Source organism: Nonomuraea sp. MTCD27 (genome assembly GCF_041950495.1).
Taxonomy (GTDB): domain Bacteria; phylum Actinomycetota; class Actinomycetes; order Streptosporangiales; family Streptosporangiaceae; genus Nonomuraea.
Genome location: NZ_JBGNUW010000008.1, coordinates 426,707 through 449,670, shown reverse-complemented (window position 1 = coordinate 449,670; position 22,964 = coordinate 426,707). Strand labels below are relative to the sequence as shown.

At 71.3% G+C, this 22,964-nt stretch carries 22 protein-coding genes and 1 pseudogene; 9 read left to right on the top strand and 14 right to left on the bottom strand.

Going from position 1 to position 22,964, the window contains the following annotated elements; translation table 11 throughout:
- Positions 1 to 127 precede the first annotated feature (127 nt).
- From ACBJ59_RS25825 to ACBJ59_RS25805, 5 genes are all read right to left on the bottom strand, one after another.
- Entirely contained in the window at positions 128 to 661 is a 534-nt protein-coding gene (locus tag ACBJ59_RS25825) for a hypothetical protein (RefSeq protein ID WP_375112824.1), read from the bottom strand.
- Positions 662 to 831: 170 nt separating this feature from the next.
- On the bottom strand, positions 832 to 1,191 hold the full coding sequence (locus ACBJ59_RS25820; protein ID WP_375112823.1) for a hypothetical protein: 360 nt from the start codon (positions 1,189 to 1,191) through the stop codon (positions 832 to 834).
- Between the two features lie 483 nt (positions 1,192 to 1,674).
- Positions 1,675 to 1,905 (bottom strand): hypothetical protein, encoded by a 231-nt coding sequence (locus ACBJ59_RS25815; protein WP_375112822.1) that lies wholly within the window; start codon positions 1,903 to 1,905, stop codon positions 1,675 to 1,677.
- A gap of 950 nt (positions 1,906 to 2,855) precedes the next feature.
- Positions 2,856 to 3,659, bottom strand: coding sequence for an SAM-dependent methyltransferase (locus ACBJ59_RS25810; protein ID WP_375112821.1), 804 nt, complete (start codon positions 3,657 to 3,659; stop codon positions 2,856 to 2,858).
- Positions 3,660 to 4,051: 392 nt separating this feature from the next.
- Positions 4,052 to 5,086, bottom strand: coding sequence for a helix-turn-helix domain-containing protein (locus ACBJ59_RS25805; RefSeq protein ID WP_375112820.1), 1,035 nt, complete (start codon positions 5,084 to 5,086; stop codon positions 4,052 to 4,054).
- Between the two features lie 216 nt (positions 5,087 to 5,302).
- Between ACBJ59_RS25805 and ACBJ59_RS25800 the strand changes: the two genes are divergently transcribed.
- Entirely contained in the window at positions 5,303 to 5,821 is a 519-nt protein-coding gene (locus tag ACBJ59_RS25800) for a ricin-type beta-trefoil lectin domain protein (RefSeq protein ID WP_375112819.1), read from the top strand.
- A 272-nt stretch (positions 5,822 to 6,093) separates the two neighbouring features.
- Here the strand turns inward: ACBJ59_RS25800 and ACBJ59_RS25795 are convergent, their stop codons facing one another.
- On the bottom strand, positions 6,094 to 9,066 hold the full coding sequence (locus tag ACBJ59_RS25795) for a DUF6493 family protein (protein ID WP_375112818.1): 2,973 nt from the start codon (positions 9,064 to 9,066) through the stop codon (positions 6,094 to 6,096).
- A 3-nt stretch (positions 9,067 to 9,069) separates the two neighbouring features.
- Between ACBJ59_RS25795 and ACBJ59_RS25790 the strand changes: the two are divergent.
- A pseudogene (locus tag ACBJ59_RS25790) lies at positions 9,070 to 9,333 on the top strand (glyceraldehyde 3-phosphate dehydrogenase NAD-binding domain-containing protein); the annotation flags it as partial.
- A 49-nt stretch (positions 9,334 to 9,382) separates the two neighbouring features.
- Here ACBJ59_RS25790 and ACBJ59_RS25785 read toward each other — a convergent pair.
- On the bottom strand, positions 9,383 to 10,918 hold the full coding sequence (locus ACBJ59_RS25785; RefSeq protein ID WP_375112817.1) for a hypothetical protein: 1,536 nt from the start codon (positions 10,916 to 10,918) through the stop codon (positions 9,383 to 9,385).
- A 151-nt stretch (positions 10,919 to 11,069) separates the two neighbouring features.
- On the opposite strand from ACBJ59_RS25785, the gene ACBJ59_RS25780 reads away from it, so the two are divergent.
- Positions 11,070 to 11,732 carry a response regulator transcription factor gene (locus tag ACBJ59_RS25780; protein ID WP_375112816.1) on the top strand — a complete coding sequence of 221 codons (663 nt, stop codon included), beginning with the start codon at positions 11,070 to 11,072 and terminating at the stop codon, positions 11,730 to 11,732.
- Positions 11,729 to 12,844: a sensor histidine kinase gene (locus ACBJ59_RS25775; protein ID WP_375112815.1), complete on the top strand. Its 1,116-nt coding sequence runs from the start codon at positions 11,729 to 11,731 to the stop codon at positions 12,842 to 12,844. Before ACBJ59_RS25780 ends, ACBJ59_RS25775 begins: the two co-directional genes overlap by 4 nt.
- Positions 12,845 to 12,936: 92 nt before the next feature.
- Here ACBJ59_RS25775 and ACBJ59_RS25770 read toward each other — a convergent pair whose 3' ends face one another.
- The 5 genes from ACBJ59_RS25770 to ACBJ59_RS25750 all read right to left on the bottom strand — a co-directional run bounded on the left by ACBJ59_RS25770 (position 12,937) and on the right by ACBJ59_RS25750 (position 15,506).
- Entirely contained in the window at positions 12,937 to 13,542 is a 606-nt protein-coding gene (locus tag ACBJ59_RS25770; RefSeq protein ID WP_375112814.1) for a CBS domain-containing protein, read from the bottom strand.
- A 2-nt stretch (positions 13,543 to 13,544) separates the two neighbouring features.
- A complete protein-coding gene (locus ACBJ59_RS25765) occupies positions 13,545 to 13,739 on the bottom strand; it encodes a hypothetical protein (protein WP_375112813.1) in 195 nt (64 codons plus the stop codon).
- Positions 13,736 to 13,921, bottom strand: a complete 186-nt coding sequence (locus ACBJ59_RS25760; protein ID WP_375112812.1) for a CBS domain-containing protein — start codon at positions 13,919 to 13,921, stop codon at positions 13,736 to 13,738. The genes ACBJ59_RS25765 and ACBJ59_RS25760 overlap by 4 nt, the downstream gene beginning before the upstream one ends.
- Positions 13,922 to 14,200: 279 nt before the next feature.
- A complete protein-coding gene (locus tag ACBJ59_RS25755) occupies positions 14,201 to 14,968 on the bottom strand; it encodes an SDR family oxidoreductase (protein WP_375112811.1) in 768 nt (255 codons plus the stop codon).
- Positions 14,969 to 14,999: 31 nt separating this feature from the next.
- The gene (locus ACBJ59_RS25750) at positions 15,000 to 15,506 is read right to left on the bottom strand and encodes a carboxymuconolactone decarboxylase family protein (RefSeq protein WP_375112810.1); all 507 of its coding nucleotides are present in this window, start codon (positions 15,504 to 15,506) and stop codon (positions 15,000 to 15,002) included.
- 204 nt (positions 15,507 to 15,710) lie between these two features.
- Here ACBJ59_RS25750 and ACBJ59_RS25745 point away from each other — a divergent pair, with 204 nt between their 5' ends.
- A complete protein-coding gene (locus ACBJ59_RS25745; RefSeq protein WP_375112809.1) occupies positions 15,711 to 16,649 on the top strand; it encodes an RNA polymerase sigma-70 factor in 939 nt (312 codons plus the stop codon).
- A 99-nt stretch (positions 16,650 to 16,748) separates the two neighbouring features.
- Here ACBJ59_RS25745 and ACBJ59_RS25740 read toward each other — a convergent pair whose 3' ends face one another.
- A complete protein-coding gene (locus tag ACBJ59_RS25740) occupies positions 16,749 to 17,648 on the bottom strand; it encodes a LysR substrate-binding domain-containing protein (RefSeq protein WP_375112808.1) in 900 nt (299 codons plus the stop codon).
- 99 nt (positions 17,649 to 17,747) lie between these two features.
- Here ACBJ59_RS25740 and ACBJ59_RS25735 point away from each other — a divergent pair, with 99 nt between their 5' ends.
- The gene (locus ACBJ59_RS25735; RefSeq protein ID WP_375112807.1) at positions 17,748 to 18,158 is read left to right on the top strand and encodes a hypothetical protein; all 411 of its coding nucleotides are present in this window, start codon (positions 17,748 to 17,750) and stop codon (positions 18,156 to 18,158) included.
- Entirely contained in the window at positions 18,148 to 19,782 is a 1,635-nt protein-coding gene (locus tag ACBJ59_RS25730) for a multicopper oxidase family protein (RefSeq protein WP_375112806.1), read from the top strand. The genes ACBJ59_RS25735 and ACBJ59_RS25730 overlap by 11 nt, the downstream gene beginning before the upstream one ends.
- A 35-nt stretch (positions 19,783 to 19,817) precedes the next feature.
- Here ACBJ59_RS25730 and ACBJ59_RS25725 read toward each other — a convergent pair whose 3' ends face one another.
- On the bottom strand, positions 19,818 to 20,585 hold the full coding sequence (locus ACBJ59_RS25725) for a phytanoyl-CoA dioxygenase family protein (protein ID WP_375112805.1): 768 nt from the start codon (positions 20,583 to 20,585) through the stop codon (positions 19,818 to 19,820).
- A gap of 102 nt (positions 20,586 to 20,687) precedes the next feature.
- Here ACBJ59_RS25725 and ACBJ59_RS25720 point away from each other — a divergent pair, with 102 nt between their 5' ends.
- Together ACBJ59_RS25720 and ACBJ59_RS25715 are read left to right on the top strand one after the other, a co-directional pair.
- On the top strand, positions 20,688 to 21,557 hold the full coding sequence (locus ACBJ59_RS25720) for an AraC family transcriptional regulator (RefSeq protein WP_375112804.1): 870 nt from the start codon (positions 20,688 to 20,690) through the stop codon (positions 21,555 to 21,557).
- 68 nt (positions 21,558 to 21,625) lie between these two features.
- Positions 21,626 to 22,891 carry an ABC transporter substrate-binding protein gene (locus tag ACBJ59_RS25715; protein WP_375112803.1) on the top strand — a complete coding sequence of 422 codons (1,266 nt, stop codon included), beginning with the start codon at positions 21,626 to 21,628 and terminating at the stop codon, positions 22,889 to 22,891.
- The last annotated feature ends 73 nt before the right edge of the window (positions 22,892 to 22,964 follow it).

Sequence of the window (22,964 nt, the reverse complement as noted above, 5' to 3'; positions counted from 1 at the left end):
CCTGCTCCGGGTCCGTGGAACCCGGCGCCCCCGCAGCGTCATGCGACGGCCCGCCCCAACCGCGTCGGGGACATTACGGGCAAATCGCGGAGCCACTCACACAGCACCGCCCGCTGAAGAATCGAGGCTAATCGGGCTGCATGCCACGGCCCAGTGGGTGCCGCACGAATTCTGGATCGGCGTCGCCGAGATCAATGCTGTTCTCATCAAGAGCGTTGGCGATGTGGAAGCGCCCCATGTCGAAGACGAACTCCACAGCGACAGTGCCGCCCGCTATGTCATGACGCGACGATGGATGCCATTCGAGCAGAGCGACCTCGCGCAATTCCTGGCCGACGAACGGCTCAAGCCGTTCGTCGGCCCTGGACCACGCCGGGGTGAGTTCGTCATACTCCCAGCCGGTGATCGCAGCCTTTGTGTCGATGGTGTTCCAGCCGATCGACAGCTCATCGAACTTCGAGTGGCTGATCTCTACCTGGACGCCGTCGAAGCCCAGGACGACGGGGCACTCGGCATACCAGTCCCCGTCCTCGACGAAACGCACGAGCGCGAATCCCGTAAGACGTCGGCCACCAAGCGCGGCCAAGCCCTGCCCGTGTTTCTCGCGGATGTCTTGGAGTCCGACGAGAAAGGTCGGCTCGAAGCCGGATATACCCATCACGACAGGCGATTGTCCAGGTTCATCGCGGCACCCGCCAGTCGATATCCGCTGCCGAGCCGTAGTGCCACGCTTGACGAATCAGATTCCACATAACGGCCGGCTCCAGCGAGCGCAACCGCGTCGAGGGGCAGCGACTGACAGCGGCCGCCGCCATCAGATTCCCATTCGGATCAACACATCCGGCCGCCGTAATTATGATACTCATGGCTTATCGATAGCTGGACCCTATATTCCTTGAGATTGGCGCCCTGATAGTCGCTTGCCCATACCGACAAAAAGGCATGCATGCCGTCATTCGTGAGCTTGTGGAAACAGCCCTCTCCCACTGGAGACGCCATCAGAGGTTCAACTGGCTTCCAGCCTCTGCCATGGAGATTCTTTTTATAAGCTGGCACAAGCTCGGTGATTGACCCCTCATAGGTGTAAATTTTCATCGTATAAGCGTACGAGTTTTCCTCGTCGCAATTGGAGCGACCGGAGCTTATCTCGACCGCCCCGTTCAGGCGCACATCCACGTCCAAGGCGCCCACGGCAGCCAACGCACCTTCATTACACCCGTCGCTATCGAAGTTGCTCCATGGGAGGAGGCTTCCCCTGGCGACTCCTACCACAAGGAGGGCGCCGATGAGGCCTGCGGGTATCGCTAAAAGGAGTGGTGGCAAGTTTTTCAAAGTCCCTCCTTGGATTCGGTATATGGGCGATCTTAGCGTGCGCGGCTGAGGTCCGCGTAAGTGCCGTCCACGTAAACCGATGCATGCGATTTCGAGAGTTCGGACGCGAGCCGCTGGGCCCCGTAGCAGCCCCGAATGTCGCAAGCAGTACTGACCTCCCGCCACCGATTACTCCGCGGCCACAGCCGCCGATACATTGACCACCACTTGCGCTGCTGCTTGAGCTGTACGTAGCTGCCCGCAGGGGTGATGGTGTAGCCGCCGCTCAATCCGGATCCGTAGCCGGGTCCGGCGAGGGAGCCGCTGTTGATGCTCGTGGCGTGGTGGCAGGGTCGGTGCCGGTCAGGGGTGATGCGTTGGCGTAGGTGTCCCGGCTGGTGAAGCTGCCGGGCTGGTACCAGCGTGCGTGCATATTGATTTGCCGGTGTCCGGGTCGATGTACTCGCCCTGGTAGCCGAGGCTGGCCTTGTTTCCCGTCTGGGCTACGACGGGGCCGAAGAGATCATAGGTGAAAGAAGCTGTCATCGCGGTGCCAGCGAATGTCCTGACGAGATCGCCGTGCAGGTCGCTCATCGCGGCGACGGCAGGGGTAGTGCCTTCCTGGATGCCGAGCAGGGCGCCGAAGGGGTCGCGCGCGTACTTGGACTAATCGTTGCCGCTCCCGGTGATGCGGCCAGGTCGTTGCCTAGCCCGGCATACAGGTGGGTCTGCTTGGTGGTGCCGCTGACGCGGGAGGTGACGCGGTCGAAGGCGTCGAAGGTGAACTGGGCGATGATGCCGTTTCTTGGTCTGTCCCTCGCGCTGCGCATGTGGGGCCGCATGCACGGCTTGATCTCCCTGGAGGGTCTACGGCCATCTCAGTACGCAGACCAGCGATCCCGCCAAGCTCTACCACGCCGAGTTGCTCGACCTGCTCAGATGCCTCGGGCTCGACGTGGAGCATGTCCGCGACTCGGGGATGCCGCGATCCTCGACCTGAGGCTTTGGCGGAACCCCCACGACGCGGACTGGCGCGTGGAGCGCGTCGGCGTCACCGTCGAAGGCGTTCCCGGCGCTGCCTGGCTCGGACGACCGCAAGCTGCGGCCGTCCAACAGAGCAGCTACCTGAAGAACACCGCTACCTGACGAACCCCAGGCCTGCCGGCAAGGCCGGTAACGCTGAGGGCTCGCCAGGCCAACGCCGGGGAACCGGGAGGACCGGTGAGCCGCGATGATCAAGGGCGCCGGGGCCGGCGGACCCTACGCAGCGCGTACGGCGGGGTCAGCCGCCGTCAGACCGGCTCGGGAAACCACACAGCGCGGTGCTCCACGCCGTGCCCGCGGCCGCAACCCTGACGACCTGCCCGTCAGGACGCTCGTGAGCGGGCTGTCGACGCCGGCCTCCCTCGGCATGACCAGCTGCGACACATTCAAGAACACCGGCTTCGACGCCCTCGACCGATCGTCGCGACCTGGCCGGCACAGGAGCTCCGCATCCCCGCCACGAACGCCGACCGCTGCCTGCCGCCGCCACTGCGTTCGGATCACGGCTTGCGGGCCACGCCGCCATGCGCGTCGATGAACGACGCCTCCTCCTCGCCCTCCGGCCGCCACTGCGTGATCGGCGCCAGCCCCGGCTCCACCAGGTGCAGCCCGCCGAAGCACTCGGCCAGTTCCTCCACCGAGCGCAGATAGTACGGGACCGCTCCGCTCTCGGCCAGCTTGTCACTGCCCTCGGCAACCGCCTCACCCGTCGCCGTACCGTCCCACAACACCAGGTAACTACCGGACGGCACGGCCTGCATGACACGGTCGATGATCGAGCGCATCACCTCCAGATCGTCCACGTAACCGAGCACGCCCATGAACATCACGGCGATCGGCCTGGTGAAGTCGAGGACCTTGCGGGCCTCCGCGATGATCAGTTCGGGCTCGTGGTAGTCGCCGTCGACGTAGGCGGTCACGCCCTCGGGCGAGGTGTTCCTGAGCAGCGCGCGGGCGTGCACCAGCACCAGCGGGTCGTTGTCGACGTAGACGATGCGTGCGGACGGGTCGACCGCCTGCGCGACCTCGTGGGTGTTCTGCATCGTCGGCAGGCCCGTGCCGATGTCCAGGAACTGGGAGATCCCGGCCTCGGCGGCGAGGTGGCGCACCGCCCGGATGAGGAACCGGCGCGACTGCACCGCCATCTGGACGATCTCCGGGTAGACCTCCGCCACGGCATCACCCGCCGCCCGGTCGGACGCGAAGTTGTCCTTGCCGCCCATCCAGTAGTTCCAGATCCGGGCGGCATGCGGGACCTCAGGCTTGATCTTCGCGGCGAGGTCGGGGCGATCGTGGCTCATCATCGGGCTTTCTGTGGGGGTAGGCGCTGCGGCGTCGCGCAGGAAGATCGTACGTCCCCGGCACCCCGCATACGGTGCCATCGCGACTTCCGGTCCGAACGACTCCATCCGGCAGACGCTCGAGGTGCGAGCGGCGCCGATCGCACAGCCGCCTCGTCCTGCCGTGGCGGAGCCGCGTTCCATGCCGGCCATCAATGCCGGCCATCAACGCCGGCCATCAATGCCGGCCATCAACGCCGGCCATCAACGCCGGCCATCAACGCCGGCTGACCACACCAGGCCCGGGCGGCGTCGAGAGCGAAGGCGACCTCGTCCAGCAGCCGGCACGATGGGGTGTTCTTCAGCAGCCCCCACCCGGCGGGCAGAACCCGCTCCCAGGACCTGTGCATCCGCGGTCAAGCACGGCGAGCGGGCCACGCCTCGGCGTCGCCGGCCGGGCCGGATGTGTCGTGCCGGTCGAGAAGGGTCAGGCCGGTCTGGGTGGGGTGGTGCAGGACGTTGCCGTGGTGCCGGCGCGTCGTGATCAGGCGCGCCTCGCGCAGCACGGCGGTGTGCTGGCTGACGGCCGCCGAGGAGATGTCCAGGCGGCGGGCCAGGGCGCCGGTGGTGGCCACGCCGTCGGCGATGGCGGTGAGCACCGACGCGCGGGTACGCCCCAGGAGCCTGGCCAGTGCCCGCGCCGGCGAACCGCCCGTCCAGATGCCCGCGGCGCGGTCGACGCCGAGCGCGGCGGGGAAGATCAGGATGCAGCCGGCGGGATCGCCCGGCTCGTACATCACCCCCGGGAAGCGCAGGAAGAACGACGGCACCAGCAGCAGCCCCCGCCCGTCGAGGGTGAAATCGTCGTCGAACCGGTCGCCGGCATCGACATGGAGGGTCGGCGGCGACCACCGGATGCGCGGATGCAGGCTGGCCAGCAGGCCGCCGACCCCACGGTCGAGCAGGATCCTGCCGCGCTGGGCGCGTTCGGCGTCGAGGTGCGCACGAATGCGCGACCAGTGCGGGCCGACGGCGGCACCGTGGTACGCCTCCATCGTGGACAGCACCTCCCGCCGGGCGGCCAGGGTGTCGGCGAGCCCGGCCAGCGCGGCCGGCACCTGGCCATGGTGCCCGGCGTAGAAGTCCAGCTCCGCCCGGACCGCCTGCCGGGGGCGGCCGAGGAAGCCCTCGCCGCTCTCGGCCAGGTCGCGACCCGGCCCGGCGAGCAGGGCCAGGTCGAAACACGGCAGCCGCGCCGGTGCGATGGCGGCCAGGGCCGCGAATCGCGGATCGGCGGCGCCGCGTACCCGGCGCCGCCACGCACCGAACACCGGCTCCTCCGCCCGCCCGCGCAGCGCGTGCAGGCTGAACAGGGTCTCGGCCATGGGACCCAGCGTCGCCGCCACCCGCACCCGCGCCAAGTCGTCGGCCGTGAAGTGAATCCTGTGCATCCGCCCCCCATAGGCATCCACATCGTTGCCAGAGCACGTCGCCCAAACGGCCGCACAAGCCCCTGAACGGCACGGTTAAGCCACGACTTACAAGCCTCGCGGGGCGTCATTTCTTCCTGCGACATTGAGCGGGCCGGACTTTCCGCAGAAGGGACGGCTCGACCTCATTCCGGCTCGACCTCATTCCGGCCCGCCCGAAGAAAGGTTCACCCGAGCATGCGTCATCGAATCCGCACCGTGCTGATGAGCATGGCTGTCATGGCCGCCGCAGCCCTCGGCACCGGACTGGCGAACACGCCGGCAAGTGCCACGGCCGCCGCGCCGATCGTCGAGAAAGGGTCCGGCTTCACCTTGGAGCCGGCGAACGTCGGGGCCCAGTCCGGCTACGTCCGGAACAGCGCCACGAACCGATGCCTGGAGCAGGCGGTCGGCGGCGCGGTGGGGCACGTCTTCACAGCTCCGTGCCACTATGGCCAGAGCCAGACCTGGACGTGGATCGGCACGGCGGACTACAGGCCCCTGAGGAACTTGTGGAGCCAGGAGTGCCTCGACGGCACCCAGGCCACCGGCAGGGTCTACACGCTCAGCTGCAATGGCGGCAATTACCAGGCATGGTATTTCACCCCGCGAAGCGAAATCGCGCAACGTCAGTCGCAGCAGTGCCTCGATAGTAACTGGGAGGGCTCGGTTTACCTTTCCCCGTGCAATCAGGGCAACTACCAGAAGTGGTACTGAGCCCTTCTGAACTCGCGGTTGGCAGCCGCCTGCGGGAAACGTGGCCCGCAGGCGGACCGTCAGCCGCGCAGGTCGGCGGTCGGGGGCCTGTCCGGTGTTCGATCAGGGCCCTTGAGATCGTCCCAGAGGCGCGGCGGAACCGGCCGGACCGTGTGCGGTGACCCGCCGTTGAAACCCGCCCGGTCCGCGCGCCATGCTGAGCCGACGCGACCCCGCCATTCCCGGACGCAGCCGGGGGAGCAGGCAGTCCTACTCCCCGGCCGCGTACGGCGTCAGGGTCGGCCGAGCCGGTCGTGCAGCCGGACGCATTCGCGTACGAACCGGCTCCTGCCATCACCCGTCGCGTACGCCGACACCTCCGGGATCGCGCCGCGCGCCCCCGCCCAGGTGGCCACGTCCGCGGCCAGCGTCACCGCCTCGGTGTGCGCCGCGCGGGGCCGCTCGCCGGGGGCGGGCAGCAGCGCGGGGAGCAGGTTCGTGAGGATGCGCCACACCGCCGCGTACGCACCCTCCCGCGCGGCCTCGGCGAGCACGCCCACCACCTGCCGCGCCTGGTAATAGGGTGTGCGCCGCAGCAGCAGCGCCACCTGCGCGCCCACGTCCTCGGCCGGCAGGTCGCCCCTGGCCGCCATCCGTACCAGCAGTGACGCCGCCTCCGGGTCCGCGTTCGCGACCTTGACGGCCAGGGTGAGCGCCATCGCCTCCCCGGCGGGCCCGTCCGCGTCGGCCAGCGCACTCACCCACAGCATGGCTCCCTGCGAGCCGAACAGGTACGGCAGGAAGTCGACGGCCACGACCTCGCGGTGCGAGGGCAGGAGCGACGGCCACCAGTTCATGGAGTGGTTGTGGTGGCCCCAGCTCCAGCGGGCCTGCTCGCGCAGCAGCCCGTCGAGGGCTTCGAGGCCGGTCGGCACGGCCCGCAGCAGCGGCTCCAGCCGGATGTCGTGCGGCCGATACCCCGGCTCGCGCTCGTCGAAGTAGTGGCCGGTGGCGCCCTCCGTGTAGGACCACCGCAGGCCCGTCTCCGGGTCGGGCAGCCCGGCCCCGTTCAGCCAGAGCGCGGCGGTCGTGGCGGCCGGCGTGTCGATCCGCGCGGCTTGTGCGGCCGCTTCGGGGTGGCGCCCGCGCGGCAGCCGCAGCAGCGCCTGGGCCAGGTCGACGGGCAGCGGCTCGACGCCGGCGGCCGCGCACTCCGCCAGGCGGTCCACCAGTACGGCCGGGTCGAGGTGGCCGGTCGTCAGGGTGGGCGTGGCCAGCAGCACGGGCGGCAGCGTGCCGGCCCGCAGCGCCCGGTAGATCTCGTCGAGCCGGCGCAGCAGGAACAGGTGCGGCGGAGCGAGGGTCTCCGGCAGGGGCAGGCGCGGACGGCGCGGGCGCGGCTGGTCGCTCGTACGGGCCATCCGCTCGCTCGGCACGCCGAAGCCCAGCAGCCGCTCGGCTTCCTTCCATGCCGCCTCGAACAGCCGCCCGAAGGCCCGCTCCAGCCCGCCGCCCTCCTCCGCGTCCCCGGCGCCCGTCCACACACCCGCCCCCGCCCACGGATCGGCCGGCTCCGGCCCGGAAGCGGGCCCAGGGTCGGCAGCGGGCGCAGGCCCGGACGTGGGCCCAGGGTCGGACGTGGGCCCAGGGTCGGACGTGGGCCCAGGGTCGGACGTGGGCCCAGGGTCGGCAGCGGGCTCGGTCACCTGCCTGGCCAGGGCGCCGATCCACTGGCTGACGTCGACCCATTCCTCGTGGGCGTACACCTGCGGGTAGGCACCGCCGAACTGCTCGGCCAGCGTCCGCCGCATCTCCTTCCTGTCGCCGGCGGCCTGCTGCACGAACGCCGCCAGCCACCGCTCGCCGTCCACCCACAGGTAGACGCTGTGACTCACGTCCAGCGTCGGCTCGGGGAACGGCTCGGGCCCGGCGGGCGCGGGCAGCGGCGGCGGGGTGACCGCGGCGGGCTGTTCCCGCGGCGTCACGTCCCCGCCGAACTGGGCGGCCACCCGCGTCCCGAGCGTCGCCGGGAGCAGGGGAACGGCCTCGGCCAGGACCTCGCGGGCCGGGGCGAAGGCGGCGGCGTGCTTGAGCGCGATCCTGGTCGCCCGCTCCTGGACCTCGTAGGAGGCGTGCCCGAACGCCGTCGCGAGTGCCGGCGCGAGGCCGGCGGCGTGCGCGGCTTCGCGTTCCAGCCAGCGCAGGCCCTGCAGGGCGAGCTTGGCCTCGGGGCGGAAGGTCAGCGCGCCGATCGCCTCGATGGCCTCGGCCTTCTCGTACGGGCCGGCGCGGCGGACCTGCGCGAGTGCCAGCTCGGCGACCGTGCCGGGGGCGGCGGGCAGCAGCCGCAGGTAGTCGCGGACGTGGGCGGCGGCCTCCTGCGGCGTGGGATCGAGCATCCGGTGCAGCCGGACGAAGAAGCGCAGGTCGATCGCGTCCCCGCCGCGCAGGAAACGGCGCAGGCAACCGTCGAGCAGTTCCACGCGCGACACCCGCCCGGTGGCGACCAGTTCCTCGATCAGAGCGAGCGAGTGAGTGGGGGCGGGCTCCAGGCGTTCCTCGCGCAGCAGGCGGCCGACGCCCTCGGCCTCGAAGATGCGCGGCAGCAGCGGGCCGATCAGCGGGTCGCCGGCGGCCGGGCGGGTGCGGAGCCAGGCGGTGACGAGCGGGTCGTGCTCGGGCGGCGGGGTGCCGCAGGCCCGCAGCACGGCCAGGGCCAGCGGGGCGTTGCGGTCGTCGGGCGTGCGGATCTTCTTGACGAGGCGGGCGGCCACCTCGGCCTGCCAACCGGCCGGGCGCGCGGCCAGCACCCGGGTCACCTCCTTGGTCCTGGCCCGGCGGCCGGTGAGCTCGCGCCGGGTCAGCCAGGCGGCCGTGGCGGCGGGACCGGCCAGCACGCCCGCTCCCGCGATCCGCAGCACCTCCCCGTGCCCGCCGACGCCATCCCCAGCCCAAGCCCCGTCCCACGCGCCCGGCCCGCGCCCGTTCCCCTCGCCGCCGTCCCCTTCCTCATCCCACTCGCCGTCCCCGTCGCCGTCCCACCCGCTTCCGCCCAGGCCGGGCGACCACCGCTCCCCGGCCCTGCGCCCGGCGGCCTGGCGCAGGTCGCCGCGCAGGTCGGGCAGCCGCCGGGCGACCTCGGCACGCTCGGCTTCGGACAGGGTGATCACGAGGTCGGCCAGACCGCGGGCGTCGCGGGCGGTGATGCGGTCGCGGACCCGCACCCAGGCCGTCATGAGACCGCCCCTGCGGAAGTAGATGAACACGTCATGCCCGGCACCCTAGAGATCATCTCCGACAGTCCGCCGCGGAACCGGCAGCCGCAGTGCCGGCAAGGGGCCGAAGGTCCATCGCACGTGGGACCGTGGCCTCTCACCCGTGAGCCCCGACCGCCGGACGATGAAGGCATGAGAATCGGCATCAACGGATTCGGCAGGATCGGCAGGGCCGTCCTGCGCCGCGTACTGCGCGCCGACCCGGGCAGCGGCCTCGAGGTGGTCGCCGTCAACGACATCGCGGACGCGGCCACGCTGGCCCACCTGTTCAGGCACGACTCCACGTACGGGCCGCTCGACCTCCCCGTCACCGCCGCTGGGCGAGCGGGACTCTCCTGCGGTGCACGGCCATCGCCGCCCCGAGGGCGACGGCGGCGTATCCGCAGATCACGGCCAACCCTGCCCATGGTGGGAGCGGGTAGTAGCCCCCGAGCGGTGACGGGGGCACCTCCACATGCGCGAACGTGGGCACGCTCTGCGTGATCGCGAACCCGGCGGCAGGGGTGATCATCAGCAGCCACGGCACCAGGCCCGCGGTCGCCAGCAGATGGGGCACGACGACCAGCGCGATGGCCAGCCCGATGGCGACGACGGCCCGCTTGACCAGCGCGGCCAGGCCCAGAGCCAGCACGGCGGCGGCCGCGGTCAGCGCCGCGTAGCCGACGATCACCCGCAGCTCGGTACCCAGGGTGATCGGCTGGATCGGGTTCTGATTGGCACGCGACATCGCCAACCCGGCAGGGACCACGACCCCCGAGGTCACCAGCCCCGCCACGAACGCGACCGCGCCGACCACCACGGCCTTGGCCGCCAGCAGCCGCGCCGGATGCGGCGCGCCCGGCAGACCGGTCCCGATCAACCCCCGCCGGCGTTCCGCCGTGAAGGACAGGACCGCCACCACGAGCACCAGGCTCAGCCCCACGGCCCCGCCGATCAGCATGAGGTCGGCGCGCAGACCGCCCTCCACCGTGGCGGGCCCGATGTCTCCGACACCGGTCACCAGCAGCTTGTCGCCGGACTCGACGACCCCGCCCGGGTGGTGCGGGGTCTTGCCGTCGGGCCCCAAGGAGACACCGACGTCGTCACGCCGCCACGAACCGTTCGCGCCCCGCAGCGTGACCTGGTCGAAGGTGGCGGTGGCCTGGGCGAAGGCTTTCGCCGTCTCCCACAAGGTGCCCGGCGAGGTGGCGAACAGCCCGATCTCGACCGTCTCCGGCAGTCCGGTCAGCCTGACCGTGCCGACCTCGGTCCACGCCTTGCCGTCGCCCGACTCGTAGCCGGTGATGGTGCCGCCCGACCTGGTCAGCCGCAGCCACCGTGGCCCCCGCACCGGACCGCCGGCCACGTCGTGGACGTAGTTGTGCTGCATCCGTACGCCGTGGCTGCCAGTGATCATGACGGCGGCGTACGGCGTGCCCTGCGCGAGGCTCGGCCTGACGAGGAGCCCGGCCTTCGCCCACGGCACCACCCCCTCCTTGACGTTGCGCACCCCGGGTACGGCGTCCGGCTGCCGCATCTGCCCGGTCATGTCCGACACCCGCGCGGTGATGCTGCCGTTACCCTTGAGCGGCTGGTGCACGAAGTAGTACTTGTCCCTCACCGCCGTGCCATCCGGACCCACCAAAGGCGCGGGGCAGGGGCCCTCGCCCTTCCACGTCACGCAGGCGCTGCGGACACCCCCGGCGACCAGCAGTCCGAGCGACACGGTGACCAGCACGGAGGCCGCCATCAGGAGCACCCAGCCCCGCGTGGAGCGGAACTCGGCCCACTCCGCGCGCAGCAACCGGGGGAAACGGTCCGGCCCGGCCTGTCGGCTCGGTCGGGGAGGCGTGAATGAACTCATGCCGACGGTTGTACGTGGCACTCGGTTCCGGCCGGGTCGCAACCGCCGCGACCCGGCTGCGACCGGGGTTCTGGCATCGTTGAGCCATGTCAGCCCGACCCTGCGGCCGGTTCGGCCGCCCCGCCCGCACGACGAACCTCGGTGAGCGGCGGTGAGGGTCCTCGTCGTCGAGGACTTCGAGGTCCTCGCCCGCTCCATCGGAACCGGGCTGCGCCGCGAGGGCATGGCCGTAGACGTCGTCCTGGACGGAACCGCCGCCCTCGACCGCCTGGCCGCCACCCGTTACGACGTGGTGATCCTCGACCGCGACCTGCCCGGCGTCCACGGAGATGAGATCTGCCGGCGACTGGCCCACGGCCGCTGCGAGACCCGCGTACTGATGCTCACCGCCTCCGGCACGATCGAGGACCGCGTCGACGGGCTCGGCCTCGGCGCCGACGACTACCTGCCCAAGCCGTTCGCGTTCGCCGAACTGGTCGCCCGCGTCCGCGCCCTGGCCCGCCGCGCCACCCCGCCGCTACCGCCCACCCTGGCATGCGGGGACATCACCCTCGACCCGGCCCGCCGTACCGCGTTCCGGGCCGGCCGGCGCCTCGAGCTGAGCCCCAGGGAATTCGCCCTGCTCGAGTGCCTGCTCGCCGTACCCGGCCGGGTCATCTCCGCCGAGGAGCTGCTCGAACGCGTCTGGGACGAGGCCGCCGACCCCTTCAGCAGCGCCGTCAAGCACACCGTGCACCGGTTGCGGGCCAAGCTCGGCGACCCGCCCGTGATCGAGACCATCCGCGAAGGCGGCTACCGCATAGGACCGTCATGACCGCCCAGAAGCTCGCCAGAAGGTCCTTGCAGACGCGGCTCGCGCTCGCCTACGCGGCGGGCATCTACGCCGCCGGGGTCCTGGTGCTCGTCTTCGTCGCCGTCCCGCTCGCCCGCATCGACGCGGCCTCCCCCAAGGATCACCCCTCATCGAGCGCGGTCACCGAATCCGGGCCCGGGATCAGCCTGCCCCAACTCCTCACCGGATCCGCCGTCGCCCTGGTCGGTCTGATTCCCGTAGCCCTGGCTCTGGGCTGGTTCGTCGCCGGCCGGTTCCTGCGCCCGCTGCGCGCCATCACCGCCACCGCCAGAATCATCTCCGCCGGCGACCTCCACCGGCGACTCGCTCTCGGCGAGCCCACGGACGAGCTGACCGAGCTCGGCCACACCCTCGACGACCTGTTCGCCCGCCTGCAAGCCGCCTTCGACGCCCAACGCCACTTCGTCGCCAACGCCTCCCACGAGCTGCGCACCCCTCTCGCCGGCCTGCGCACCCTCCTCGAAGTCGCCCTCGCCGACCCCGACGCCGACACCGAGACCCTGCGCGCGGCCTGCCAGGAGGCCCTGGCCCTGGGCGGACACCAGGAGCGGCTCGTCCAGGCACTGCTCACCCTGGCCACCAGCGAGCGCGGCGTCACCCGCTGGGACACCCTCGACCTCGCCCACATCGTCGAAGGAGTGCTCGCCTCCCGCCGCGACCAGGCGACGCGGAAAGGCATCGACCTCGCCGAACACCTGACGCCCGCGGCGACGACCGGAGACCCGAGACTGATCGAGAGCCTCGTCGCCAACCTCGTCGACAACGCCATCCGCCACAACCACGCAGACGGGCAGGTGACGGTCACCACGCACACCTCCGGCACGCAGGTGGCCCTCACGGTCGCCAACAGCGGGCCGGTCGTCCCCGACGACCAGGTCCAGCGCCTCTTTCACCCCTTCCAGAAACTGGCGCCCGACCGTCACGGCAGCCAGGACGGCTACGGTCTCGGCCTCGCCATCGTCAATGCCGTCACGCAGGCTCACCACGCCACCCTCACCGCCGGCGCACGCCCGGAAGGCGGCTTGTCCATCACCGTGCGGTTCGCGAACGGGGTTCCGCCGAACCGCCCCTGACGTCGGGTGCCGGCGTACCGTGCGGAACTCCGTACGAGGGCCGCTGTGGGGGCGGCGGCCATGACGGGTGGGAGCGAACCCCGAAGGGCGTGTCACGGTGGGTTCCTCAGGTGCCTGACCCGGACGACGCCGGGCACCGTGCGGGCCAGCAGGTCGGCGATGTGGTCGGCGGGCTCGTGGGGCGGCCCGCTCAGCTCGGCCACGCCGTCGTGCACGGTGACCTCCCAGCTCGGGCCGAAGGGATACTGCTCGCGCAGCGCGGCCTCGACCGCGGCGCGGAGTTCGCCGTCCGGGCGGGCCAGCATGGCCATCAGGTCGCGGCGGCTGACCATCCCGACGATCTCGGCGCCGCGCAGGACGGGCAGGCTCTTGATCCGCTTGCCCACCATGAGCTCGATGGCGGTGGTGACGTCGGTGGTCTCGGTGACGGTGGCGGCCTCGCGGGTCATCACCTCCATGACCAGCCGCGGTGCCGGCTCACGCGCCGCATGCGGGGGCAGGACGGTGGCGCGGGGGTCCGGCTCGAACTCGCCGCGCAGCAGATCCAGTTCGCTGACCACGCCGGCCAGGCGGCCCGAGTCGTCGACGACGGGGGCGGCGGTGATGTCGTTGTCGTAGAGGGCACGGACGGCCCGCCGCACCGGGTCGGTGCGGCGGACGGTGATGGCCGGGCTGGTCATGACCTCGCGTACGAGCATGACTACATGCCTTCCCACTTGGAGTCGTCCCGCTTCCGGCTGAGCTCGTCGACGACGTCGACCACGCCGTTGACCCGGCCGGCCATGCGCACCGCGACGGCGGCCTCGGTGCCGCGCTTGACGTCGTGGGTGTCCATGAGGCGGGCGGCCTCCACCGCGGCCGCGGCGGCCGTGACGGTGACGGGAGGGCTGGTCATCGGCTCGGCGTGCGCAGCAGGGCGGCCTCGGACACCATGCCGATCACCTGGCGATCGTCACCGAGCACCGGCACCGCGCTGATGCCGCCGGAGATGAGCGCTTCGGCGATCTCCCTGAACGGGGTGGCGGCGGTGACCGTGACGACCTGGTCCGTCATCACGTCCGCGACGGTCACACGCATGGCACTCAACCCTTCTCCGGCTGCTGTACGAGGACGCGGGTGCCGGCCGGTCCGGACTCGGCGATCTCGAGTCCGCCGTCCCGGTGCGCGATGGCGTTCACCCGTCCTCCTGGTCGGTCGCCTTCATCACACCTCGCGAAAGCGGCGCTCCTCAGAGGAGAAGGTCCCCGAACGGGACAGTCGTTGGTCCGCCGTTGGCCGGCACGGCCAGGCCCGAGCTGCGCCCATCCGCGCCGGCCATCGTCCGGCCCCGTCCGGTCCCGTCCGGCCCCGTACGGGTCAGGGTTGGGCGTTGAGCCACTCCTGGAAGGTGGGGCCGGCGAGCTTGGCGTGCGGGCCGGGCAGGAACCCGCCGCCGGCGGCCGTCTCGGCGTCGGGCATGCCGGAGCCGTCGACGCCGACGACCTTGACGCCTCGCCGGGCGCCGAGGAGGGTGGCCGCCTCGGACATGGTCTCCCGGCGGGGTCCGGCGATCTCGGGGATCGGTGTCCCGGGAGCGGGCTGGGCGGGCGCGTCGCGGTCGGTGGCCAGGTCCACCAGCTCCTCGGCCACGGTGCGGCAGGCCACGAGCTGGGTGGGCAAGGCCGGGATGTAGGCGACGTCGCCCGGTTGCCAGTCCAGCAGCTGACCGACGAACTCGTGGAACTGCGCGGCCCGCAGAATGCGGGCGGGGAGCGGGCCGGACAGACTGGCCTCCTCGTGCACCTGCTGGGCGGCGATGAAACCGGCGGTGGCCTTGTCGGTGCCGATGATGGATGCGATGACGATCTGGCCGGCTCCCGCCTGCCGGCCGGCCTCGTGCAGGTTGCGGGTCGCCGTGCGGAAGAACTCCGTTGCCGCCTGCTGGTCGGAGCCGTGCCACGACGCGACGTCGATGATGACGTCGACCCCGGTGAGGGCCTCGGCGAGGCCCTCACCGGTGATGATGTCCACGCCGGTGGCCCGGGACATCGCAACGACCTGGTGCCCCCGTTCGGAGAGGACGTCCACGACGTGGCGTCCCAGCCGCCCGGTTGCCCCTGCCACGGCGAACTTGCTGATGCTCATGCTTCGTCCCTGTCTTGGGTGCCGAATGGTGTCACTCGCTGTAGTTCTGGCCAGGGGCCCTGCCGGGGATCGGCTTGGCGATGAGAGCGGCCGGGGTGAAGAATCCGATGTGACCGATCGCCAGGACGAGCGACCAGAGCGCCTTGTCGTCGTACTGCGCGGACGCCCTGGCGTACAGCTCGTCGGGGACGCGTTCCCCGGACGGGTTCGGGGTGAGGACGGCCTCGACGAGCTCCAGCGCGATCCGTTCCTCGCCGGTGAAGTAAGGGGCGTCCCGCCAGGTCGCCACGGCGGTGATGCGCTCCTCCGGTTCCCCGGCCTGGCGGAGGTTGCCGGTTTCCCGGACGGTGAAGTACGTGCTGCCCAGGATCTGCCCGGCGCGGAGCTGCAGCAGGCTGATGGTGGTCTGGGGAATCGAACCGTTCCCGACGGCCTTGTGCACTCCTTCGGCGATCGCCGCCATCTCGGGGACGAACCGGAGGGGGTTGGGCATACGCGACCGCAGGTCTTCCTGGTCGGTCGTCGTGGGTGCGGACATGGTGAGGTCTTCCCAACTCGTGGTGTGTTGCGTGCCGCCCGGATCGTCCGAGCGGCGTCCTGACGAACACGAGACGCCGGCGGCCCGGCCGCTGTGACAGCGCGATCATGTGACGTGGATTACCGAGCGTGGGTGTCACAGGGCGGTGGGGACCGGCGTCTTGTGCGTGTGGCAGTGGTGAGAGCGAACAGGCAGGAGCCGGGGATGAGCGAGCACAGCGAACGGACCGCGGGCCCGGCCGGGCCGCTCGATCGTGCCGAGCGCGTGGACTCCGCCACCGAGGCGTTCGTCGCCCACCGCAACCTGCTGTTCACCGTCGCGTACGAGATGCTCGGTTCGGCCGCCGACGCCGAGGACGTGCTGCAGGAGACCTGGCTGCGATGGGCGGGCGTCGATCTCGGCACCGTGCGGGAGCAACGTGCTTACCTGGTACGGATCGTCACCCGGCAGGCGCTGGACCGGCTGCGTACGCTCGATCGGCGCAAGGAGTCCTACGTCGGGCCGTGGTTGCCCGAGCCGCTGCTGACCGCGCCCGACGTGGCCGAGGACGTCGAGCTGGCCGACAGCGTCTCGATGGCGATGCTGCTGGTGCTGGAGACGCTGGGGCCGATCGAGCGGGCGGTGTTCGTGCTGCGCGAGGTGTTCGATCTGGAGTACGACGAGATCGCCGAAGCCGTCGGCAAGAGCCCGGCCGCGGTCCGCCAGATCGCCCACCGGGCCCGGGCACACGTCGCCGCCCGCCGGCCCCGCGGCATCGCCTCCCCGGCCGAGACCCGAGCCGCACTCCAGGCATTCCAGCGCGCGGTCGAGACCGGCGACCTGCAGAGCCTGCTCGACATCCTGGCGCCGGACGTCGTCGCCCTGAGCGACGGCGGCGGGATCAAGCATGCCCTGCTCCGGCCCGTCGTGGGGGCCGGCCAGGTGGCTCGCCTGCTGGCCGTCGGCTGGTGGAAGCGCGACGCCGAAAGGTCCGCCGAGCTGGTGCAGATCAACGGTGGCCCCGGGTTGCTCATCCGGCTCAACGGGGAGATCGACGGCGTGGTGGCGGTGCGGCTGGAGAACGGCTACGTCACCGGCGCCTACCACGTGCGCAATCCCGAGAAGCTGTCGCGCGTGGACCGGGAAACCGTCGTGAGCCGCTGAGACCGGAACGTCCCTGCGGCACGGGCCGGCCCGGGCCGCAGGATCGTGCCGGGAGGGCCAGGCCCCGGGGCGCGTCGTGCCCACCGCGCGAGCCGATCGTCAGCGTCGCTCCCGGGGCTCGCCGGTGGTCCAGTCCCAGCCGGTGATCGTGGTGCGCATCAGGCGGGCGGCGGCTGACAGGTGGCTGTCGGCGCCCCAGCACAGGGTGACCGTGCGACGGCAGTCGGGGCTGTCGACGGCGATCCAGGCCCCGGGGGTGCGCGTGGCGCTGCGGCGGGCGAAGCCGGGGACGAGGCCGATGCCGAGTCCCGCGCTGATCAGGTCCGCGATGGCGCTGTGCTCGTCGCTCTCGCAGACGATCTTCGGAGTGAGGCCTCTCGCGGCGAACAGCCGATCGAGCAGCCGGCGGATCCAGTGTCCCTTGCGGGCGGTGACGAAGGGCTGGCCGGCGAGCTCGTCGATGCTCACGGAAGCACGGCCCGCCAGCGGATGATCGAGCGGCGTGCCCACGCGCACCGCCTCGTCGAACAACCGCACCGACTCCAGGCCCTCGGCGTGGATCGGCTGCGAGGCGACACACAGGTCGACGTCCTGGGACCGCAGGCGGCGGGCCATGTCCTCGGCCGGCGACCACTGGAGCTCGATCTCGACCGAGGGATGGGCGCGCTTGTAGGCCGCCAGCGGCCCGGTGAGGGTGAGGAAGGTCTCCGAGGCCAGCCGTACGGTGCCCAGGCCCTCGCTGGTGGCCGCGGCGACGGCACGCCGTCCCGCCTCGAGCTCGCCGAGGGACCGCTCGACGTGATCGCGGAAGAGCCTGCCCGCGTCGTTCAGCCGGAGCCGGCCGCTCCGGTCGAACAGCGGCGCGCCCAGCTCGCTCTCCAGCCGGGTGATGGTCCGGCTCAGCGACGGCTGGGCCACGTGCAGCTCGTCGGCCGCCCGGCTGAGGTGCTCAAGCCGGGCCACCACCAGGAACTGCCTGAGCGAGTTCAGCTCCATCATGCCTCCCCGAGCATAACGCCATAGCAATATTGATCTTAGACAAGATAACTCCCGAGCCATAATCTCGCCTCAACGACAGCAGAGCGAGGAGGGATTCACATGCTCACCGTGGCCGCGCAGCGGACGGAACGCTCGGGGTGGACGCTGCGGGCCGTCGTCAGCGCGCATCTGGTGGCGATCGCCGGCCAGCCGGTGTTCGCCGGGGTTTACCTGACCGGCGACTACGACAGTCTGCGATGGCACGCGATCGGCGCCGACGCGGTCACCTCCATCGGCTGCCTTCAGGTGCTCGTGGCGATCACGGTCTGGGTACGGCTGCGTCAGGCCTGGCCGTTCCTGACCACGACGGCGGTGGTGGCGGCCGAGACGGTGCAGTACTTCGCCGGCCTGGACGGCGCGCTGTGGCTGCACATCCCGCTGGGCGTGATGACCGTCGCCGCGCTCGTCGTGCAGTTCATCGCCGTCTGGCGGCGGCCCCTCCTGCGGCAGGAGGCCCGCGATGCGCGTTGAGGGCCGTGACCCGAGCCGGCGGCGGATCCTCGGCATCGGCGGGGCGCTCGGGCTGATGGCGGCCACCGGGCTGTCGGCCTCGGCCGCGCTGGCCCGCCGGCCGTCGGTCACCGGTGCCGAGCTGCGCAGCGCCGTGCCGCTGCCGCCGCCCTTCCAGGTGCCGCTGCCGATGCCTGCCGTGCTGCAGCCGGTCCGCACCTCGGGCGGCACCGACCGTTACGAGATCACCCAGCGCGAGGCGAGCGCGGAGATCCTGCCCGGCCTCAAGACGCCGCTGTGGACGTACGAGGGCACCTTCCCCGGGCCGACGATCGAGTCGCGCCGCGGCCGGCCGGTCACCGTGACGCACCGCAACGACCTGCCCGTGCCCACCGTCGTTCACCTGCACGGCGGACGGACCCCCGCGGCCTCCGACGGATACCCGACCGACCTGGTCCTGCCCGAGCACTGGCCCGAGCAACAGCCCGAGCAACAGCCCGCGGAACGGCCCATGGAACGGCCCGACGCCGCCGTGCACGTGAGGCATGGCATGCACGACCCGCGGGCCGTGGTGACCAGGCGGACCCGCGACTACACCTTCCCGCTGGACCAGCGGCCGGCGCTGCTGTGGTACCACGACCACCGGATGGACTTCACCGCCCCCGCGATCTGGCGCGGCCTGGCCGGGCTGCACATCGTCCGCGACGCCGCCGAGGACGATCTCGGCCTGCCCGCGGGGCCGCGCGAACTGCCGCTGATGATCGCCGACCGGGCGTTCGCCGCCGACGGCGGTCTCGCCTACCCCGCCCTCGACCCCACCCTGCGCGAGCGGCCGGGCGTGCACGAGGCGTATCTCGCCGGCGTCCTCGGCGACGTGATCCTGGTCAACGGCGCCCCGTGGCCCGTGCACGAGGCCGACGCGGCCCGCTACCGGCTGCGCGTCCTCAACGCCTCCAACGCCCGCCACTACGAGCTCGAAGCGGTCACCGACGACGGGCGCCGGCTCGACCTCGTCCAGATCGGCGCCGACCAGGGGCTGCTCGCCGCGCCGGTCACCCACCGGCTCCTGCCGATCGCGCCCGCCGAACGCCACGACCTGATCGTCGACTTCTCCGGTCTCGCGATCGGCAGCCGCGTCAGACTCCTCAACCGGCTCGGCTCCGGCCGTACGCGCGACGTGATGGCCTTCCGCATCGCCCGCCGCGCCACCGACGGCAGCCGCATCCCCCGTACGCTCTCCACCGATCTGCCGACCTGGCGGCGGACGGACGCCGCCAGGGTGCGCGACTTCTCCTTCCGCACCGGGCGGATGCGCGGCGGCCACGGATGGCTGATCGGCGGGCGGCCGTTCGATCCCGCCCGCACCGATGTCACCACCCGTCTCGGCGATGTCGAGGTGTGGCGGCTGGTCGCCGACGTCCACCATCCCGTCCACCTGCATCTGGCCGGCTTCCGGGTGCTCTCGCGCAGCGGTCGCCCGCCGCTGGCGCACGACGCGGGGCTCAAGGACACCGTCTCGCTCCGGCCGGGCGAGGCGGTGGAGATCATCACCCGTTTCGACGGCTACCGCGGCCGCTACCTCTTCCACTGCCACAACGCCGAGCACGAGGACATGGGCATGATGGCCAACCTCGAGATCACCTAGCGGCACGTCCGGCGCCTGCCGCCGGCGGGCGCGCGTCAGGCGCCGGCGAACGGCATGTGCACGCCCGGCACGTACGTGGGGAACGGCTGGTAGACGTTCACGCCGGGGTCGCCGCGCAGCAGCAGCGCGGAGACGAACGGCTGCTGCTCGCTGGTGATCCGGGTCGAGGTCGGGATGTAGCGGATCGTCAGCCCGCACCGGCGCCTGGGCGAGGTGTTGGCGTTGGAGGCGTGCAGGATGTTCGGATGGTGCACCTCCACGTCGCCGGGTGACAGCACCAGGTCCACGGCCTTCGACTCGTCGACCGTCACGGCGCTCTCCGAGCCGAGCACGTTGTCGACGTCGTCGCGCTGCCGCAGCTCGTGCAGCTCCTCCCGGTGCGAGCCGGGGATCACCCGCAGGCAGCCGTTCTCCGGCGTGGCCTCATCGACGGCCAGCCAGAGGGTGACCACCCGCATCGGCTCCAGGGGCCAGAACGCGCCGTCCTGGTGCCACAGGACCGCTTTGCCGGAGAAGGGCGGCTTGCTGATGTAGTGCGAGGCGAACAGCGCGATGTCGGGGCCGACGAAGAGCTCGGCGAGGTCCAGCAGCCGTTCGTCGCTGACCAGGCGGACCCAGAAGGGGTCGCCGGCGACCAGCTCGGTGGCCAGGTCCTCGCCGAGCCGGTCCGGGTATTTGGCCTGCAGCCAGGAGACGTGGTCGCTCGCCTCGGCGATCAGGCCCGGGTCGAGGACGTTGCGGAAGATCGTGTAGCCGTCGCGGTCGTAGTCCTGGAGGGTCCGGTCGACTTCCGTGATCACCATGTGCTCCTCTGAGGGCCGTGGGCGGGGCGTCGATCCGGATTCTTCGGGCTCCGCGGCCCGTGTTACTAGTACTCGTCACCCCATAACTATTAATTTCCTGACATGTCGACCATCCTGCGCTGGGTCGAGTTCGCCGCCGGGCTGCCGTACCACGCGGCCCTGGTGCCGGTGACCGGCGGCCACCGCGACCGGCCCGAGCCGCACACGCACGCCGACTTCCACGAGCTCGTCCTCGTCACGGCCGGGGCGGGGACGCAGCGGGTGGGCGACGCCGAGATGCCGCTGCGCGCGGGCGACCTGATGCTGGTGCGGCCACCGGACCTGCACGAGTTCGCCGCCACCGCCGTGGGCATGCGCTTCGTCAACATCGCCTTCCCCAGCGAACGCTGGCGCGCCTTCGCCGACCTCGCCGGGCTGGCGGGCACGGCGGAGTGGGACCGGCGCGAGCTGCCGCTCATCGCGCGTACGGACCTGGACGGGCCGGTCGCCGCGGAGTTCGCCCGGGTGCTGGGCGCCTGCACCGGTACGCCTCGGGTGCTCGACCTGGTCAGGCTCTGGACGGCGGTGGTCCCGGTGCTGGAGCGCGCCGACGGCACCGCGGTGGACCGGCGGCCGGGCTGGCTGGTGTCGGCCTGCGTGGCGATGAGCCGGGAGGAGAACCTGCGCGAGGGGCTGCCCCGGCTGCTGGCCCTGGCCGCGGTCAGCTCCGGGCACCTGGCCCGCTCCATGCGCCGTCACTACGGCTGCACCCCGGTCGCCTTCGTGGCCGGTCGCCGGCTGGAGCACGCCGCCCTGCTGCTGACCACGACGACGGAGGGCATCGGGGAGATCGCCCAGCGCTGCGGGTTCTCCGGCCAGTCGTATTTCGGCCGGCTCTTCCAGCGGAGGTACGGGATGGCGCCGCGCGAGTATCGGGAGGCGGCGCGGCGGGCCGTGGTCCCCGCGGCTATGGACAGCCAAGATATCAAGTGATTAGATGACTCGCCACGGGCCCGTTTCACCCCCACCGTGAGCACTTGTGAGCGAACAGGAGGCCGGGCATGAACCGGTCGCGTCCACTGCTTGTCGCCGCCCTCATCTCCCTCGTCCTGGCCGGCTGCTCCTCGGGCGGCGGCGCCGCGCCGCAGGCCGCGAAGACCGAGCTGAAGCTCTACAACGACAAGGGGGCCTGGAGCAAATACTTCGACGAGATGGGCGTCCTGTCCAAGCAGCAGATCGGCCTGTCGATGAAGCCGGTCGGCTACACCGACGAGCCGACGTACCAGGCGTTCATCAAGGCGTCGTTCCGCACCGACGTCAAGCCCGACCTGTTCACCTGGACGACGGGCGGGCGGCTGGCGGAGATCGTCGCGCAGAAGCAGGTGGCGGAGACGACCGCGCTGTGGCAGGAGGCGATCAAGAACGGCGACCTGTCCGCGGACCTGGCCGAGTATTACACGGTGGGCGGCAAGCAGTACTGCGTACCGCTGAACGCGGCCTACTGGGGCATGTTCTACAACAAGAAGATCTTCGACGAGTACGATCTCCAGCCACCGTCCACCTGGGACGAGCTGATCACGGTCGCCGACACCCTCAAGAAGAACGGCGTCAAGGCCTTCTACCACACCAGCGTGCTGTTCTCCTTCGTCTGGTTCGAGCAACTCCTCGCCGGCACCGACCCCGACCTGTACGACCGCCTGTCCACCGGCCAGGCCAAGTACACCGACCCCGGCGTGGTCCAGGTGATGGAGCGGTGGAAGTCGATGATCGACGCCGGCTACTTCACCAACCCCGGCGACAAGACAGACCTGGGCGACGTGCTCAAGACCGGCAAGGCGGCGATGGTGTCGTTCGGCACCTGGTTCAACACGAGCATGACCCAGCGCGGCATGAAGGCCGGCACCGACTACGGCTTCTTCGTCATCCCGAACGTCAACCCGGCCCTCCCCAAAACCTCGATGATCTTCGAGAGCGGCCCGCTCTGCTCGCTGGCCAAGGCTCCCGACCCCGAGGCCAGCATGAAGTACCTGAAGTGGTGGGTGGGCTCGGCCGCCCAGGAGAAGTGGGCCACCGCCAGGGGCGACGTCTCGGCCAACCCCAAGGTCGCCATCGCCGACCAGGCCATCGCGCAGGTCAGCAAGGCCGCGGGAAGCGGCGAGCACCGCCTGGTCAACCGCTATTTCGAGGCCACGCCGCCCCCGGTGCTGACGGCCGCGCTGGACGGCTTCAGCGCCTTCGTCGTCAAGCCGGCCGGCTACCGGGAGGTCCTGGCCGGCATCCAGGCCGCCGCCGACGAGTACTGGAGCACCCACAAGCCGGGTGACTGACGGCGCCCGACCGGCACAGACACCTGCACCCCGTCCCTCGTCCGCACTCACCTCGCGCGCCCCCGGGCGGCCG